Source organism: Paucibacter sp. KCTC 42545 (genome assembly GCF_001477625.1).
Lineage (GTDB): Bacteria > Pseudomonadota > Gammaproteobacteria > Burkholderiales > Burkholderiaceae_C > Paucibacter_A.
Genome location: NZ_CP013692.1, coordinates 3,504,852 through 3,521,592 on the forward strand (window position 1 = coordinate 3,504,852; position 16,741 = coordinate 3,521,592).

16 protein-coding genes are annotated in these 16,741 nt (G+C 64.3%); 6 read left to right on the forward strand and 10 right to left on the reverse strand.

All coding sequences use genetic code 11. The features are described from left to right. Positions 1-14: 14 nt before the first annotated feature. Positions 15-1,910, reverse strand: a complete 1,896-nt coding sequence (locus AT984_RS15180; RefSeq protein ID WP_058720812.1) for a sensor histidine kinase — start codon at positions 1,908-1,910, stop codon at positions 15-17. A gap of 160 nt (positions 1,911-2,070) precedes the next feature. Here AT984_RS15180 and AT984_RS15185 point away from each other — a divergent pair, with 160 nt between their 5' ends. Beyond that, a complete protein-coding gene (locus AT984_RS15185) occupies positions 2,071-2,742 on the forward strand; it encodes a response regulator transcription factor (protein WP_082680058.1) in 672 nt (223 codons plus the stop codon). 177 nt (positions 2,743-2,919) lie between these two features. Here the strand turns inward: AT984_RS15185 and htpG are convergent, their stop codons facing one another. The 5 genes from htpG to AT984_RS15210 form a co-directional block, all read right to left on the reverse strand. After that, the gene (htpG, locus tag AT984_RS15190; protein WP_058720814.1) at positions 2,920-4,800 is read right to left on the reverse strand and encodes a molecular chaperone HtpG; all 1,881 of its coding nucleotides are present in this window, start codon (positions 4,798-4,800) and stop codon (positions 2,920-2,922) included. A 239-nt stretch (positions 4,801-5,039) separates the two neighbouring features. After that, positions 5,040-5,351 (reverse strand): hypothetical protein, encoded by a 312-nt coding sequence (locus AT984_RS15195; protein WP_058720815.1) that lies wholly within the window; start codon positions 5,349-5,351, stop codon positions 5,040-5,042. Positions 5,352-5,393: 42 nt separating this feature from the next. Next, positions 5,394-6,524: a 3-deoxy-7-phosphoheptulonate synthase gene (locus AT984_RS15200; protein ID WP_058720816.1), complete on the reverse strand. Its 1,131-nt coding sequence runs from the start codon at positions 6,522-6,524 to the stop codon at positions 5,394-5,396. A 214-nt stretch (positions 6,525-6,738) separates the two neighbouring features. Beyond that, positions 6,739-8,202: a metalloprotease TldD gene (gene tldD / locus AT984_RS15205; RefSeq protein WP_058720817.1), complete on the reverse strand. Its 1,464-nt coding sequence runs from the start codon at positions 8,200-8,202 to the stop codon at positions 6,739-6,741. Next, positions 8,199-9,113, reverse strand: a complete 915-nt coding sequence (locus AT984_RS15210; protein ID WP_058720818.1) for a LysR family transcriptional regulator — start codon at positions 9,111-9,113, stop codon at positions 8,199-8,201. The genes tldD and AT984_RS15210 overlap by 4 nt, the downstream gene beginning before the upstream one ends. A 108-nt stretch (positions 9,114-9,221) precedes the next feature. Here AT984_RS15210 and AT984_RS15215 point away from each other — a divergent pair, with 108 nt between their 5' ends. Continuing rightward, complete coding sequence (locus tag AT984_RS15215; RefSeq protein WP_058720819.1) at positions 9,222-10,226, forward strand: NAD-dependent epimerase/dehydratase family protein; 1,005 nt, start codon at positions 9,222-9,224, stop codon at positions 10,224-10,226. Then, positions 10,223-10,696, forward strand: a complete 474-nt coding sequence (locus AT984_RS15220; protein WP_058720820.1) for a DUF4188 domain-containing protein — start codon at positions 10,223-10,225, stop codon at positions 10,694-10,696. Before AT984_RS15215 ends, AT984_RS15220 begins: the two co-directional genes overlap by 4 nt. On the opposite strand, the gene rsmI is transcribed toward AT984_RS15220, so the two are convergent. Beyond that, positions 10,693-11,598, reverse strand: coding sequence for a 16S rRNA (cytidine(1402)-2'-O)-methyltransferase (gene rsmI, locus AT984_RS15225; protein ID WP_058720821.1), 906 nt, complete (start codon positions 11,596-11,598; stop codon positions 10,693-10,695). The two genes, AT984_RS15220 and rsmI, sit on opposite strands and share 4 nt — an antisense overlap. Before the next feature lie 28 nt (positions 11,599-11,626). Between rsmI and AT984_RS15230 the strand changes: the two genes are divergently transcribed. The 3 genes from AT984_RS15230 (at position 11,627) to AT984_RS15240 (ending at position 13,441) form a co-directional block, all read left to right on the forward strand. Continuing rightward, positions 11,627-12,028 (forward strand): YraN family protein, encoded by a 402-nt coding sequence (locus AT984_RS15230; protein WP_058720822.1) that lies wholly within the window; start codon positions 11,627-11,629, stop codon positions 12,026-12,028. Positions 12,029-12,135: 107 nt separating this feature from the next. Next, a complete protein-coding gene (locus AT984_RS15235) occupies positions 12,136-12,708 on the forward strand; it encodes an SIS domain-containing protein (RefSeq protein WP_058720823.1) in 573 nt (190 codons plus the stop codon). Between the two features lie 85 nt (positions 12,709-12,793). Next, positions 12,794-13,441: a BON domain-containing protein gene (locus AT984_RS15240; protein ID WP_058720824.1), complete on the forward strand. Its 648-nt coding sequence runs from the start codon at positions 12,794-12,796 to the stop codon at positions 13,439-13,441. A 54-nt stretch (positions 13,442-13,495) separates the two neighbouring features. Here the strand turns inward: AT984_RS15240 and AT984_RS15245 are convergent, their stop codons facing one another. The 3 genes from AT984_RS15245 to AT984_RS15255 form a co-directional block, all read right to left on the reverse strand. Continuing rightward, positions 13,496-14,401 carry an NAD(P)-dependent oxidoreductase gene (locus AT984_RS15245; RefSeq protein WP_058720825.1) on the reverse strand — a complete coding sequence of 302 codons (906 nt, stop codon included), beginning with the start codon at positions 14,399-14,401 and terminating at the stop codon, positions 13,496-13,498. A 5-nt stretch (positions 14,402-14,406) separates the two neighbouring features. Continuing rightward, the gene (locus tag AT984_RS15250) at positions 14,407-15,543 is read right to left on the reverse strand and encodes a PilT/PilU family type 4a pilus ATPase (RefSeq protein ID WP_058720826.1); all 1,137 of its coding nucleotides are present in this window, start codon (positions 15,541-15,543) and stop codon (positions 14,407-14,409) included. A 154-nt stretch (positions 15,544-15,697) separates the two neighbouring features. Then, positions 15,698-16,741 (reverse strand): type IV pilus twitching motility protein PilT, encoded by a 1,044-nt coding sequence (locus AT984_RS15255; RefSeq protein ID WP_058720827.1) that lies wholly within the window; start codon positions 16,739-16,741, stop codon positions 15,698-15,700.

Consider the following 16,741-nt stretch of genomic DNA (forward strand, 5'->3'; position numbering starts at 1 on the left):
TGGGCGGGCGCGCTTCAGTCCGGCAGCGGCGGCAGTGGCAAGAGGGGCAGGCTCAAGCGCGCCAGGGCGCCGCTGCCCAGGGCGTTACCGATGTGCAAGTCCCCGCCATGGCGCTCGACGATTTGCTTGGCTAGGTAGAGCCCCAGGCCGGCGCCGGCAAGATGGGCTTGCAAGCGCCCACGTGCAAATTTGCGGAACAGCTCAGCCTGGGCCTGGGCGTCCAGGCCCGGCCCTTGGTCTTGCACCAGCAGCAGCAGCCATGCGCCGTCGGCGCGCTGTTCAACACACTGCGTCAGCTGCACCGGCCCGGTCGGCGCGTATTTGAGCGCGTTCTCAAGCAAGTTCTTCACCGCCGCGCCCAATAGCGGCAGATCGCCGCGCACCCGCCGCCGCAGCAAGACCGCTGCGCTGATGGGGTCGGGCGCCATCATTTGCAAACGCGGGTCGGGCTCAATTTGGCTCAGCGCCTCTTGCACAATTTGCTCGGCGCTCAAAGGCCGCTGCGCTGCCGGTTGCTGAGCCATGGCAGCCAAGCGCTCGTCCGACAAGCAGTAGTCCAGCACATACTTGAGCCGGGCCAGGGCGCGGGACATGCGCTGCAGACGCGGCCCCTCCAGCGTTACCGGGGCCGAAGCCAGCGCAGCAGCAGCAGCCTGGCTCGCAGCTTGCACCGCAGCAGCTGATGTTGCGCGCGCCAGATTGCTCAGCGCGCCGTCCAGCGTTGCCACCGGGCCGCGCAACTCATGCGAAAGAAGCGTCATGAATTGGCGCTGCTCCAGCAGCAAGGCCTCGCCAGCCTGGGCCCGCGTCTGAGCAATGATCTGCTGCTGGCGCAAGCTCCGCTGTTGGCGCGACACCAGCAAAAAGTACAACAAGCCATGCAGCATGAGGCCGGCGTGCAAGCTGCCATCAAGCCAAGCGGTGCTGTCGAGCAAGCCCAGATTGCGGATCATGCGCATGATGGCCGGCAGCAGCACCGGCAAGATGGCCAGCAAGACCCAGCGTGCCTGCGACTCACGCTGCCACAGCCACAAACTCAGGCCCAAGGCCAACATCAGCAGCAAGCACAGCAGCCCGGCCGCCGACAAGTAGGGAATCAGGCGCTCAAACTGCCCGCCCAGCAAGCTCAGCAAGCTCAGGCAAAAAATGGCCCAGGCCAGCGTCTCAAAGCCTCGCGCCAGGCGCGGCAGATGCTGAGGCGCTTGCATCAGGCTCAGGTTCACCCGCACGAACAGGGCCAGCGAGAGCGAAATCGACAGGCCGATCAGAAAGTCTTGCTGCTGATTGCGTATGGCCACGACGTAAAGGCTCAACCAGCCGTCGCCGGCCGCACGGTTCAGGGTGGCCATCAGCAGATAGGCGCCACAAGAAAGGTGCAGCCAATACGGTGTCAACAAGCCCAGCACCAGCGAAGCGAGTGCAAGGCAAACCATGCCGCCGATGAACAAGCCCGCCAACATCGTCTTGGTCTGAATTTCCTGCTGCAAGGCCGGCAATTGCCAGAACACGGGGCGCACGATCTTGGCGTTATTGGTCTCGACGCGCAGCCAGAGAGTCTGCACTTGCTCGCCCTGGAGTTCGATATGGAACAGGCTGTGGCGGTATGGCAGCTCGGCGCTACCCGGGGGCAACACAGTGCCGCCGTGGCGCGCTGCTGGCTCGGCGGCCGGCGCTAGAGCGCCATCAAGGCGCCGCTGCGGCTCCACCCACAGCGTCAGCTCATCCAGAAAACCCGGCGCGACTTCCAGCCACCAATCGGCAGGCGCGCCGGCACCACCTTGCACCTGCATGCGCAGCCAGACCACTCCCGGCCGAAAGCCCAGATTGACATCGCCGGGCAAAGCCTCAAAGCGCTGCTGGCGGGCCTGGACCAGATCGGCCCGGCCGCTTTCATCCACCCAAATTTGCAAATGCCCTGAAGGCAGAACTTTCTGCCCGGACAATAGCAGGGGCGCGGGCTGTGGCTCGGCCCGGCTTGGCTGAGGCCCGAGCACAAGCAGCGCGATCAGAAGTGTCAGAAATCTCAGAGATGGGCACCAAGCCCTCAACAACAAAGAAGTAAATAAATTCATGCGAAACGCCAGCGTGCTATTGCTTGAGGACGATGCCGACCTGCGACAAGAGGTCAAGGAGTATCTGGAATCAGAAGGCTGCCACATTGTTGAGGCCGGTAGTCTGGACGAAGGGCGGGCCTTGCTGCGCCGTCAGTCGGTGCATGCGATTGTGTTGGATGTTGGCCTGCCCGACGGCAGCGGCCTCGAGGCCCTGCCCGAATTGCGCCGCCTGGGTGCGTGCCCGGTCGTGATGATGACGGCCTGGGGCCAGTTGCCCCAGCGCTTGCAAGGCCTGGACAAGGGTGCGGACTATTACCTGGTCAAGCCGGTGGCCTTGGCCGAGTTGGCCGCCGTGTTGAAGCGCCTGCTGTCGCGCGGCCCGCTCAGCGATGGCTGGAGCGCCGACGCGAACACCCGCAGCTTGACCTCCCCGGCGGGCGTGCAACTGCAGCTGACCATGTCCGAATGGCAGTTTGTGCAAGCCTTGCGCGATGCCGGCGGCCAGGTCGTGGAACGCGAGCAGTTGGTGCTGGCCCTGAACCAGCAGCCGGCCGATTACGACGCGCGCCGCATGCACAGCCTGGTGCAACGCCTGCGCGGCAAGGCGCGGGCGGCCGGCATTGAGACCCTGCCGGTCCATTCACGCCATGGCGAAGGCTATGTCTGGCTGGACGCCGCAAGGGCATGAGTGGCTGAATTTGCTCGGTATTTCGGCTCGAAGCTATGCGGAAAGAGAAGGCGGCCCACTCGCCCCGCAAGAGCCTCGTCTTGGCCCAACATACCGCGCATCAAGGCGAGCAAAAGAAAAGGCGCCGAAGCGCCTTTTCTTGCTGACGACATGGAGGGGTCGGACTGTTTGACTTGATTAGGCCAAGAGCATCGCGTTAACGCGACGCACATAAGCGGCCGGATCTTCCAAGTGGCCACCCTCGGCCAGCACGGCCTGATCAAACAACACGTTAGCCAAGTCATCGAACTGGGCCGAGGCTTCCAGCTTCTTGACCAGGGCGTGCTCGGCGTTGATTTCCAGCGTCGGCAGCGAGGTCGGTGCGGCTTGGCCGGCTTGCTTCATCAGGCGGGCCAGATGGCCGCTCATATCGCCCTCTTCCACCACGATACAGGCGGGCGAGTCGACCAAGCGGGTAGAGACGCGCACATCCTTGGCGCGGCTCTTCAGCGCTTCCTTCAGGCGGTCCAACAGGGGCTTGAAGGTCTCAGCCGCTTCTTCGGCCTTCTTCTTCTCGTCCTCGTCTTGCAGCTTGCCCAGGTCGATGGCGCCCTTGGCGACGGACTGCAGGGGCTTGCCTTCGAACTCGTACAGGTGCGAGAGCATCCACTCGTCGACGCGGTCGGTCAGCAGCAGCACCTCGATGCCCTTTTTGCGGAAAATCTCCAGCTGCGGGCTGTTCTTGGCGGCGCTGAGCGAATCGGCGGTGATGTAGTAGATCGCGTCCTGATCTTCCTTGGCGCGCTTGATGTAGTCGGCCAGCGACACGCCTTCATCGGCATGGGTCGAGGCAAAGCGGAACAGCTTGGCCAGACGCTCTTGGTTCTGGTGGTCTTCACCGATGCCTTCCTTGAGCACCGAACCGAAGTCCTTCCAGAAGTCCGCGTACTTGGCGCGCTCGGCCGCGTCTTCGCTGTCGGCCAGCGATTCCAACATGCCCAGCACGCGCTTGGTCGAGCCTTCGCGGATCGCCTTCACATCGCGGCTTTCCTGCAGCAACTCACGGCTGACATTCAGCGGCAGATCGGCCGAGTCGATCACGCCCTTGACGAAGCGCAGGTAGACCGGCATCAGCGCCTCGGCGTCGTCCATGATGAAGACGCGCTTGACGTAGAGCTTGACGCCACCGCGCTTGTCGCGGTTCCACAGATCAAACGGCGCCTTCTTGGGGATGTAGAGCAGCTGCGTGTACTCGCTGCGGCCCTCCACCCGGTTGTGGGTGTGGGCCAGCGGTGCTTCGGTGTCGTAGCTGATCTGTTTGTAGAACTCGTCGTACTGCTCTTGCGTGACTTCGCTCTTGGAGCGCGACCACAGGGCCGAGGCCTTGTTGACCGACTCCCACTCGTCCTTGAGCACCTGCTTGGCGTTATCAGCGTCCCACTCTTCCTTCTTCATCAAGATGGGCAGGGAGATGTGGTCGGAGTACTTGCTGATGACGGACTTCAGGCGCCAGGTCTTGAGGAACTCTTCCTCGCCTTCGCGCAGATGCAAGATCACATCGGTGCCACGGCCGGCCTTGGTGATGGTTTCGACTTCGTAGTCGCCGGTGCCCTCTGAGGTCCAGCGAACGCCGGCTTCGGCGGCCACGCCAGCGCGGCGGGTTTCCACCGTGATGCGGTCGGCGACGATGAAGCCCGAGTAGAAGCCCACGCCGAATTGGCCGATCAGGTTGGCGTCCTTTTTCTGGTCGCCTTCCAGCTTGGCCATGAATTCGCGCGTGCCGCTCTTGGCGATGGTGCCGAGGTGGGCAATCGCCTCTTCCTCGCTCATGCCGATGCCGTTGTCGCTGATGGTGACGGTGCGGGCGGCTTCGTCGAAGGAGACGCGCACTTCCAGGTTCGGCGTGTCTTCAAACAGCGCGGCATTGTCCAGCGCCTCGAAGCGCAGCTTGTCGCAAGCGTCGGAAGCGTTGGACACCAACTCGCGCAGGAAGATTTCCTTGTTGGAATAGAGCGAATGGGTGACGAGGTGCAGGATCTGCTTGACCTCGGCCTGGAAGGCATGGGTTTGCTTTGTCATGGCTGATCGATGTTCGAAAAAGTGGGTCAATGGAGGCGACCCGCGAGAGTGCCTCCTGCGCCACGCCACTTGGGGGCAAGAGCAAACAATTCAAGAGGGCGAATTGCGCGCAGAGCGCTGCGGGCTCATGCCGGGCCGCAGCGGAACGGCAGCGGGGCAATTTGGCGCAGGATAGAAGCCGGGAAGGCGATGCGAACCGCCCCGCAACGCCCCGCCGCCTGACTCAGCCGATCAGTCGCTCAGTACGACAAGCTGTGCTTGGCCACATCCACCCGCAGCAAGGCCTTGCTCAGGGCGCCGCAGGCGGCGCGCGCATAGTCCAGCGCCAGGGCGGCATCGTTGAAGGCCACGGGGCCCATGGCGGCGGCCACGGCGACGATTTTGTCGGCAATCAGCACCTTGCCCGAGCCGCGCATGGGCACGCACTCAAACTTGACGAACTGCTCATCCAACCACGCGCGCGCCGCATCGAAGGAGAGCACCTCGTTCGAGTCGACCTGAAGGTCAAACTCCTGGCCGGGCCCGAAAACGACTTTGACGCTGCTGTGCATGCTTCACTCCTGCGCTGCTGTGCTGGGCTTGATTCTGCCGTATCAGGCGCGACTTGCCTTGACCGCTTGGCTGAGCACTTCCAGCACTTCCAGCGAATCGTCCCAACCCAGGCAGGCGTCGGTGATGCTCTTGCCGTATTCCAGCTTGGACGGGTCGTCCTTGCCGGGGCTGAACTTCTGCGCGCCGTCATGCAAATGGCTTTCCACCATCAGCCCGAAGATGCTCTTGCTGCCCGCGCCCATCTGGGCGGCCACATCGCGCGCCACATCGAGCTGGCGTTGATGCTGCTTGGAGCTGTTGGCGTGTGAGCAATCCACCATCAGCGTGGTGTCGAGCTTGGCGGCGGCCAGCTCCTTGCAGGCAGCGGCCACGCTCTCGGCGTCGTAATTGGGCGCCTTGTTGCCGCCGCGCAGGATGACGTGGCAGTCCTTATTGCCATTGGTCTCGACGATGGCGACCTGGCCGTTTTTGTGCACCGACAAGAAGTGGTGCGGGCGCGCGGCCGCTTGGATTGCATCGGTGGCGATCTTGATATTGCCGTCGGTGCCATTCTTGAAACCGATGGGCGCCGACAAGCCCGAGGCCAGCTCGCGGTGCACCTGGCTTTCGGTGGTGCGCGCACCGATGGCGCCCCAGCTGATCAAGTCCCCGATGTACTGGGGCGAGATCACGTCCAGGAATTCCGAGCCCGCCGGCACGCCCATGCGGTTGATCTCCAGCAGCAGCTGGCGGGCGATGCGCAGGCCTTCGTCGATGCGGTAGCTCTCGTCGAGGTAGGGGTCGTTGATCAAGCCCTTCCAGCCCACCGTGGTGCGGGGCTTTTCGAAGTAGACGCGCATCACGATTTCCAGCGTGTCGGCGTACTTCTCGCGCTGCACTGCCAAGCGGCGGGCGTACTCAACAGCCGCCGCCGGATCGTGAATGGAGCAAGGGCCGATGACAATCAGCAGGCGATCATCCTTGCGGCTCATGATGTCGCGGATGCGCTTGCGGGTGCCGCTGATGAGCTTTTCCATCGGCGTGCCGCTGATCGGGAAGAAGCGAATCAGATGCTCGGGCGGCGGCAGCGGCGTCACATCGCGGATGCGCTGGTCATCGGTCTGGCTGGTCTTGTCTTGCGGCGAGTACCAACGTTCGGTTTCCACGGGCTTGCTGGCGTTCTTGGCATTCATGCTTGTTCGTTCTCTTGGGAAGGATGGACGAAAAAAAACCGCCTGGGGCTGGGTGCCCGGCGGTTTGCTTGAGATTCGCTGCGCTACTTGTGGTTCACGCTATCGCCTCTGTCGCCGCCGGTGCGGTTGCAGAAATACCAAAAGCTAAAAAAGGCGAAGCGCGAATTCATGGGCTTGAATGTAGCACGGCGGAATGACAGGCCGATCAAGCCGATCACGCCGTGCCGCCGACGGTCAGCCCGTCAATGCGCAGCGTCGGCTGGCCCACGCCCACCGGCACGCTTTGGCCTTCTTTGCCGCACACGCCCACACCGGTGTCGAGCTGCATATCGTTGCCGATCATGGTGACGCGGGTCAGCGCCTCGGGGCCGCTGCCGATGATGGTGGCGCCCTTAACGGGGTACTGGATCTTGCCGTTCTCGACCCAGAAGGCTTCGCTGGCCGAGAACACAAACTTGCCGGATGTGATATCCACCTGGCCGCCACCGAAGTTGCTGGCGTAAATGCCCTTCTTGATGCTGGCGATGATTTCCTGCGGATCTTTGTCGCCGCCCAACATGTAAGTGTTGGTCATGCGCGGCATGGGCACATGGGCATAGCTTTCGCGGCGGCCGTTGCCGGTGGGCGCCACCTTCATCAGGCGCGCATTCATCGCGTCCTGGATATAGCCCTTCAGAATGCCGTCTTCGATCAGCACATTGCGCTGCGAGGCGCAGCCCTCATCGTCCACATTCATGGAGCCGCGGCGATCCGGCAAGGTGCCGTCATCCAGCACCGTGACGCCCTTGGCCGCCACGCGTTGGCCGATGCGGCCGGCAAAGGCGCTGGACCCCTTGCGGTTGAAGTCGCCTTCCAGGCCGTGGCCGATGGCTTCGTGCAGCAAGACGCCGGGCCAGCCGGGGCCAAGCACCACGGTCATCTCGCCAGCCGGGGCCGGGCGCGATTCCAGATTGGTCAGCGCGGCGGTAACAGCTTGCTCCACATAGCTGGCAATCATCTCGTCGGTGAAATAAGCCAGGCCGAAACGCCCGCCACCACCGCCCGAGCCGACTTCGCGGCGGCCATTGCTCTCGGCAATCACCGTCACGCTCAAGCGCACCAGCGGGCGCACGTCGGCGGCCAAAGTGCCGTCGGCGCGGGCCACCAGAATCACCTCATGCTCGGCGGCCAAGCCGGCCATCACCTGCGCCACGCGCGGGTCCTTGGCGCGGGCCATGCGCTCGGTGCGCTCCAGCAGCGCCACTTTCTCGGCGCTGTCCAGGCTGGCGATGGGGTCGGTCATGCCGTACAGCGCGCGGCTGCCGGCCACCGTCGGGCTGGACGGCACTTTGACGCGGCGGCTTTGGCCGGCGGCGGCGATGGAGCGCACCGTCAGCGCGGCGTCCAGAATGGCGGCCTCGGAGATGTCGTCCGAGTAAGCAAACGCGGTCTTCTCGCCCGCGACGGCGCGCACGCCCACGCCTTGGTCGATGCTGAAGCTGCCGCTTTTGACAATGCCCTCTTCCAAGCTCCAGCCCTCGGCACGGGTGGTTTGGAAATAAAGGTCGGCATCATCGACCTTGTGTTCGGTGATCAGCCGCAGCGCCTTGCTGAGCACGGCATCGCCCAGGCCATAAGGCTCAAGCAGTTGGCTGCGGGCTGTTACCAGGCGGGCAAGAGTAGGTTCGCGCGAAATCATCCCGGCATTGTAGAAGCGCGCTCAAGACCTTTGACTTCACCGGTAAAGGCCCGCGCCAAGGCATCGAAGACCAGGCGCAGGCGCGGCGTGTCACGCAGTTCGCGGTGCGCGGTCAGCCACAAGGGCAGCGGCGGCACGGCAATCTCCGGCAGCACGCGCTGCAGCGCTTCATCCCGGGCCGCCAAGGCCTGCGGGCCGACCGCAATGCCCATGCCGGCGCGCATGCATTCCCAGGCCACGAGTTGGTTGTCGCAGCGGAAGCCAAAGAACTCGCGCCCGAGCTGAAAGCCCGCCTGCGCGAAGCCGCGCAGCATCAGGTCTGACTGGTCATAACCCAGCCATTGATGCGTCAGCAAATTGCTCATTTCGGGCTGGCCGTAACGGGCTATGTAGTCGCGGTGGACGTAGAAGCCCAGCGGCCAATCACCCAGCTTGCGGGCCACCAAGGTGGGTTGCTCGGGGCGGAACATGCGCAGGGCGATGTCGGCGCTGCGCTCCAGCAGATTGGCCACTTGATCGCTGGCCACCAACTCGATCTGGATCTCGGGGTGCTGGCGCCGCAAGTCCAGCAGCACCGGCGGCAGGAAGTGATGGCTGACGATCTCGCTGGCCGTCAGCCGCACCGTGCCGGCCAGGGACTGATCGCGCGCGGCCAGCGTCAGGCTGAGTTCGCGTGCGCCTTCGCGCATGCGCTGGGCGGCGGGCAGCAAGGCCTCGCCCGCCGCCGTCAGGCGCAGGCCGCGGGCGTGGCGCTCAAACAGGGTCTGGCCCAGAGCCGCCTCCAACGCCGCCAATTGCCGGCTCAGCGTGGGCTGGCTTTGCCCCAGCTGCGGGGCGGCCCGGTTGAGCGAGCCGGCCTCCGCCAAGGCCAGAAACACCTGCAGCAAAGACCAATCCAAGGCTTGATTCATGCCGGCATTATCAATTCACCAATACATACCTTCAATTCAATAAAGGCTCTTCTGCATAGCTCTATTTTTTCGCACACTGCAGTCATCGACCACCCAAGAAGGCTCGCCATGAGCAAGAACACCGTCCTCATCCTCGGCGCCGCCGGCCGCGCCGGCCAGGCCTTCGCCCAGGCTTTTACCCAAGCCGGCTGGCAGGTGCTGGCCCAGGCCCGCAAACCCTTGCCGGCTACGCTGACGGCCCTGCCCCAGGTCCAGGCCTTGCGCTGCGACGCCACGGATAGCGCCACGCTGCTGCAGCTGGCCAAGCAGGCGACCGGCGAGGTCCAAGTCGTACTCAACGCCCTCAACCCGCCCTATCACCGCTGGGAGGAACTGCTGCCGCCCCTGGCGGCCAGCGCCCAGTCCACCGCCCTGGCCCTGGGTGCCTTGCTGATGCTGCCCGGCAATGTCTACAACTTCGGCCGCGAACTGCCGGCGCAGCTGACGCTGGCCACGCCTGAGCGACCGGACACGCCCAAGGCCCGCCTGCGCATCGCGCTAGAAGCGCAAATGGCGGCTGCGGCGGCCCAGGGCCTGGACTCGGTGGTGCTGCGCGCGGGCGACTTCTTTGGCGGCACGGGCAGCGGCACCTGGTTCGATCTGGCGCTGACAGCTAAGCTCAGCCAAGGCGATTTCGTCTACCCCGGCGCGCTGACCCACATCCATGCCTGGGCCTATCTGCCCGACTTGGCCCAGGCCTTTGTGCAGGTGGCGGCACGGCGGGCGCAGCTGCGCGGCCACCATCGCTTGCATTTCGCCGGCCATGCCGTCGAGGGTCAGGTCTTGCTGGACACCCTGCAAGCGCTGTGCGGCCGGCGCTTGACAGTGCGCGAACTGCCCTGGGGCTTGATGAAGCTGGGCGGACTGGTCATCCCCTCCTGGCGGGCCGTGGCCGAAATGCGCTATCTCTGGGATCGCCCGCATCAGCTGCTGGACGGCGAGCTGCGCGCCCTGATCGGCACGCCGCCTCACACGCCCCTGGACCAGGCCTTGCGAATGAGCATCCCGGCGCTGCAGACTGCTGGCATCGCCCAACCCCACAACACCAAGCTCAACGCCAAGATCAGCCCATGATCCACCGCGAACGCCTCTGTGCCAGCTTGGAAGGCGACTTCGTCGTCTTCCTGATCGGCCTGCGCATCAACAAGCCCTGGCTGCTGCACAAATGGTGGCCGGTCGCCTCGGCCATGCCGCGCATGCTGCGGGAGTTGCATCAAAAGCCGGAGTTAGGCCTGATGCATTCGGAGATGTGGTTCTCCCGCACCACGCTGATGGTGCAGTACTGGCGCTCCATGGACCAGCTGATGACCTATGCCAAAAATCGCGACCAGCAACATCTGCCGGCCTGGGCCGCCTTCAACAAGGCGGTGGGCACGGACGGCACGGTGGGCATTTGGCATGAGACCTATGCCGTCTCGCCCGGCGGCTACGAGAACGTCTACGTCAATATGCCGCGCTTCGGCCTGGGCCAAGCCGGGCAATTGACGCCGGCCAGCGGCGCGCGCAAATCAGCGGCCGGCCGGATGAGTGCCAATGGGATTTAGTCGTCCTGATCCTCTCGGGCCTTTTTCTGCGCCAGCGCCAGCTCGTAGAGCTTGTTGCGCGGCGCGCCGCTGATTTCGGCGGCCAGGGCAACGGCCTGCTTGAGCGGCAACTCAGCCGCCAAAATTTGCAGGGCGCGCAAGGCCTCGGCGGGTAGATCGCTGTCAGCCGCGGACTCGGGCTTCATGGCGTGCAGCACCAGCACAAACTCGCCCCGCTCGCGCTGGCTGTCGGCCTCCATCCAGGCCGGCAGATCGGCGGCGGGGGCGGTGTAGACGGTCTCAAACTGCTTGGTCAGCTCGCGGCACACGGTCACTTTTTGCAGCGGGCACAGCTCGGCCAGCAAGGCGATCAAGGCCTTGATGCGGTGCGGCGCTTCGAACAAGACCTGGCTGCGCGGGCTGGCGCACAGGGCTGACAGCGCCGTGCGGCGCTCCGCCGTCTTGGTGGGCAAGAAGCCGGCAAACTCGAAACCCTGGGCCTGGGCATCGCCGGCCACGCTCAGCGCGGTCACCGTGCTGCTGACGCCGGGCACGGGGAAGATGCGCAAACCCGCCGCGGCTACCGCCGCCACCAGCACCGCGCCGGGGTCGGAGATGGCGGGCGTGCCGGCATCGCTGATATAGGCAATGCGCTCGCCCTGCTGCAGGCGCGCGATCAGACCCGCTGCGCCTTCGTGCTCGTTGTGCTGATGCAGGGCGATCAAGGGCTTGTGCAGGCCCAGATGGCGCAAGAGGCCGCCGCTGACACGGGTGTCTTCGCAAGCCACCGCATCCACCAGACTGAGGACATGGGCGGCGCGGAAAGTCAGGTCGGCCAGATTGCCAATCGGGGTGGCCAGCACATAGAGTGTGGAGGCGGGGTACTGTTGGCCGCCTGCGGCAGCAGCGGCCGCGGCCAGCATCGTCGATGACACGGAGGCATTGCCAGCAATGTTGTTCAAGTGGAGTGCTTCCAGTAGTTCGTCTGAGTTGTCCAAGCCGCGTGGCGAGGCGGCCGAGGACCGCGCTTTGCACCATTTGCTGCGCCAGGGCCTGCGCCTGGTGCAGCGCAATTATCGGGTCGCTGCTGGGCCGCGGGCGCGCGGCGGCGAAATCGATCTGATCATGCAAGACAGCGCGGGCACCTTGATCTTCATCGAAGTGCGCTCCCGCTGCGATGCCTCGCACGGCGGCGCGGCCGCCAGCGTCACCGCCGCCAAGCAGCGCCGGCTGATCTACGCCGCCCAGCATTTCTTGCTCAGCCAGCCCACGCCGCCGCCCTGCCGCTTCGATGTCGTGGCCATGGACGGCGAGCAGGTTGAGTGGCTCAAGGCCGCGTTTGATGCGGGCTGAATTCGCGCGCTTGCGAGCCCCAGGCGGCGAAGCCCGGCAATAGTCCGTTACAGGCTCAAGCTGCGCAGGCATCGAGGGTTTGCAGGGAAGCCTTATGATCCCGCCCCATGCTAGAGCAACGCATCCAACAACAATTCTTCGAAAGCGCCGACCTGCTGTACCAAGCGGCCGAGAACCTTTCCCGCCCCTTGTCCACAGCCGCGCAAATGCTGATCGACGGCATTACCAGCGGTGGCCGCGTGCTGTGTTGCGGCCTGGGGCTATCTAGCCTGGATGCGCAATACATGGCCGCCTTGCTGGTGGGCCGCTTCGAACAAGACCGCCCCGGCCTCGCCGCCTGGGCGCTGGACGCCCAAGCCCACGGCAGCAGCCCCGACGCGGCCCTGTGCCGTCAGGTGCAAAGCCTGGGCCACCCCGGTGACCTGCTGCTGGTGTTTGAGTCAGCCCAAGCCCAACTGGGCCATTGGGCACCGGTGCTGGAAGCGGCGCATGCCCAGGACATGTGCGTGATCGCCATCACCGGCAGCACGACCGACGAATTGCGCGGCCTGCTGCAAGACACCGATGTGCAGATCCGCATCCCCCATTCCCGCCCGGCCCGCGTGGCCGAATCGCACCGCCTGCTGGCGCATTGCCTGTGCGATGCGGTTGATTTGCAGTTGCTGGGCGACGGCGAGTAAGCACCCAACCTCGCGCAAAAGCCCGCGCAAGACCGGCAGTTCGTCTTCCCCTGAACGTTCACCCACGACCCCGAAATCACCCACCATGTCCAAACGCCTGCACGCTTTGCTCCCCCGTTATGCCCTGGTTTTTGCTGCCCTGGCCGCTGGCCTGGCCAGCACTGGCTGCGCGCCGCTGATGCTTGGCGGCGCCATGGTGGGCGGCGCACTGGTGGCGACTGACCGTCGCACCTCCGGTGCCCAGGTAGAAGATCAAGGCATTGAGTACAAAGCCGCCGGCCAGTTGCGCGAGAACTTCGGCGGCAACGCCCACGTCAGCATCAACAGCTATAACCGCACGGTTTTGCTGACAGGTGAGATGGCGACGGAAGAAGACAAGGCCAAGTTGGAAAGCGTGATCAGCAAGGTCGACAACGTGCGCACCGTGCTGAATGAAGTGGCGGTGGCACCCACCAGTTCGCTGGGCAGCCGTTCCAACGATCTGGTGATCGCGGGCAAGGTCAAGGCCACGCTGGTGGACGCACCCGATCTGCTGTCCAACGCCTTTTACGTGGTGGTGGAGCGCGAGGTGGTCTATCTGATGGGCCGTGTCACCGAGCGCGAATCCAAACGCGCGGCCGAACTGACGCGTGGCGTCAGCGGCGTGAAAAAGGTCGTGCGGGCTTTTGAGATCATCAGCGAGGACGAATTGGCGCGCATCACGCCCAAGTCCAACGCGGCCCCGGCCAAGTAAGCCCAAATCAGAGCACCGGGCGGGCAGCAGCCCGCCCCAGCCTCAGGGCAATGCTTAAACCAGGCGAGTGATCAGGCTGGAGGTATCCCAGCGCTGCCCGCCTTGCACCTGCACATCGGCGTAGAACTGGTCCACCAGGGCCGTCACCGGCAGGCGGGCACCGTTGCGGCGGGCTTCGTCCAGCACCAGGCCAAGATCTTTGCGCATCCAGTCGACGGCGAAGCCAAAGTTGAACTGCTTGTCCACCATGGTCTTGCCACGGTTGTCCATCTGCCAGCTTTGCGCGGCGCCTTTGCCGATCACGTCCAGCACCTGTTTCATGTCCAGGCCGGCTTTTTCGCCGAAGGCAATTGCCTCGGCCAAGCCCTGCACCAGGCCGGCAATGCAAATCTGATTGACCATCTTGGCCAATTGGCCAGCACCTGATTCGCCCACCCGCGTCACCGCCTTGGCCATGGCCAAGGTCACCGGCTGAATGCGCTCGAAAGGCGCGGCGTCACCACCGCACATCACCGTCAAAGCGCCATTGACCGCGCCCGCTTGGCCACCGGACACCGGGGCGTCCACAAAGTGCAGGCCCAGCGCCAGCGCCGCAGCGTGCAGCTCACGCGCCACTTCGGCGGAAGCCGTGGTGTGGTCCACAAATATCGCACCGGCCTTCATGCCTTTGAACGCGCCTTGCTCGCCCAGCACCACGGCGCGCAGATCATCGTCATTGCCCACGCAGGCGAACACGATGTCGGCCCCGGCTGCCGCAAGCGCTGGGGTGGCGGCGGCACGGCCACCGTACTCGGCCACCCAGGCTTGGGCCTTGGCGGTGCTGCGGTTGTAGACCGTCACGCTGTGGCCGGCGCGGGCCAAATGGCCCGCCATCGGGTAGCCCATCACGCCCAGGCCCAGAAAGGCGACTTGGAGGCTGGGAATGGTCTCGTAACTGCGAATCGGAGCGGCTGCGTTCATGGTGTTTACAGAATGGTGAAGTGTTCGGTGCCGGAGGCAATATCGCCGGAACGCGCGCGCTCGCTATTGAGCTTGATCTGCAGGCGCAGGTCGTTGACCGAATCGGCATTGCGCAGCGCGTCTTCGTAGGTGACCTTGCCCAGCTCATACAGATCGAACAGGGCTTGGTCAAAGGTCTGCATGCCTTGCTCGCGCGAGCGCTTCATGATTTCCTTGATCTCGCCCACCTCACCCTTGAAGATCAGGTCGGAGATCAGCGGCGAGTTCAGCAAGATCTCCACCGCCGCCACCCGACCCTTGCCCTCGCGGCGCGGCAGCAGGCGCTGCGACACCAGGGCGCGCAGATTCAGCGACAAGTCCATCAAAAGCTGCGCACGGCGCTCTTCGGGGAAGAAGTTGATGATGCGGTCCAGCGCCTGGTTGGCGCTATTGGCGTGCAGGGTGGCCATGCAGAGGTGGCCGGTTTCGGCAAAGGCCACGGCGTGTTCCATGGTCTCGCGGTCACGCAACTCGCCCATCAAGATCACATCGGGCGCCTGGCGCAGCGAATTCTTCAGCGCCATCTCCCAGCTGTCGGTGTCGATGCCGACCTCGCGCTGGCTGACGATGCAGTTTTTGTGCGGATGCACAAACTCGACCGGGTCTTCGATGGTGATGATGTGGCCGAAAGTGGTCTCGTTGCGTTCATCGATCATGGCCGCCAGCGTGGTGCTCTTGCCTGAGCCGGTGGCGCCGACCACGATCACCAGGCCGCGCTTGAACTGCACCACATCGCGCAGCACGGTGGGCAGCTCCAACGAGCTGATGCTGGGCAGACTGGCCGGAATGGTCCGCAGCACCAGGCCCACGCAACCTTGCTGCAGGAAAGCATTGACGCGGAAGCGCCCGATGCCCTGCGGCGAGATGGCGAAATTGCATTCCTTGTTGCGCTCGAACTCGGCCGCCTGCTTGTCGTTCATGATGGCGCGGGCCAACTGCAAGGTGTGCTGACCGGTCAGCGGCTGGGGCGAGACCTTGGTGACCTTGCCGTCCACCTTGACGGCGGGCGGGAAGTCGGCGGTGAGGAACAAGTCCGAACCCTTGCGCGACTGCATCAGGCGCAGCAAGTCGTTGATGAATTTGGTGGCTTGGTCGCGTTCCATGGAAATCCTCTGCGCCGGTGCAAGATGCGAACCGGCAGACTTTAAGCCCTGTCAAGCCGGGGTATCGCCGGAAAAACGCCCGCCGGAGCCAGCGGGCGCGTGAGTGGTGGACCGTCTTGCCCACCGCGAAAAATATGGCTCTGCCTGGCGCGCTTTAGCCCGGGAAGTTGTCCGGGAACTTGGCCTTGGCGCGGGCCTCGGCGGGCGAGATGATGTTGCGGCGCACCAGATCGGTCAGGTTCTGGTCCAGGGTTTGCATGCCCTGGTTATTGCCGGTCTGGATGGCCGAGTACATCTGCGCCACCTTGTTCTCGCGGATCAAGTTGCGGATGGCCGAGTTGCCCAACATGATTTCATGCGCCGCCACCCGACCCGAGCCGTCCTTGAGCTTGCACAGCGTTTGAGAAATCACCGCCACCAGCGACTCGGACACCATCGCCCGCACCATCTCTTTTTCAGCCGCCGGGAACACGTCAACGATACGGTCCACCGTTTTGGCGGCCGAGCTGGTGTGCAGAGTGCCGAAGACCAAGTGGCCGGTTTCCGCCGCCGTCAGCGCCAGGCGAATGGTTTCCAGGTCACGCATTTCACCCACCAGCACCGCGTCCGGGTCTTCACGCAGCGCCGACTTCAGCGCATTGGCGAAGCTCATGGTGTGGGGGCCCACCTCGCGCTGGTTGATCAGGCTCTTCTTGGACTCATGCACGAACTCGATCGGGTCCTCGATGGTCAGGATGTGACCGTACTCGTTTTCGTTCAGGTGATTGACCATGCCGGCCAGGGTGGTCGACTTGCCCGAGCCCGTCGGGCCGGTCACCAGCACCAGGCCGCGCGGGCGCAGGGCCAGCTCGGCAAAAATCTTCGGCGCGTTCAGCTGCTCCAGCGAGAGGATCTTGCTCGGAATGGTCCGGAACACGGCGCCTGCACCGCGGTTCTGATTGAAGGCATTGACGCGGAAACGGGCCAGGCCTTGGATCTCGAAGGAGAAGTCCACTTCCAGCGATTCTTCGTAAATCTTGCGCTGGCTGTCATTCATGATGTCGTACACCATGTCGTGCACCTGGCGGTGTTCCAGCGCCTCGACATTGATGCGGCGCACATCGCCATTAACGCGAATCATCGGCGGCAAACCGGCGGAGAGGTGCAAGTCCGAGGCCTTGTTCTTGACCGAGAATGCAAGCAGTTGGGTGATGTCCAT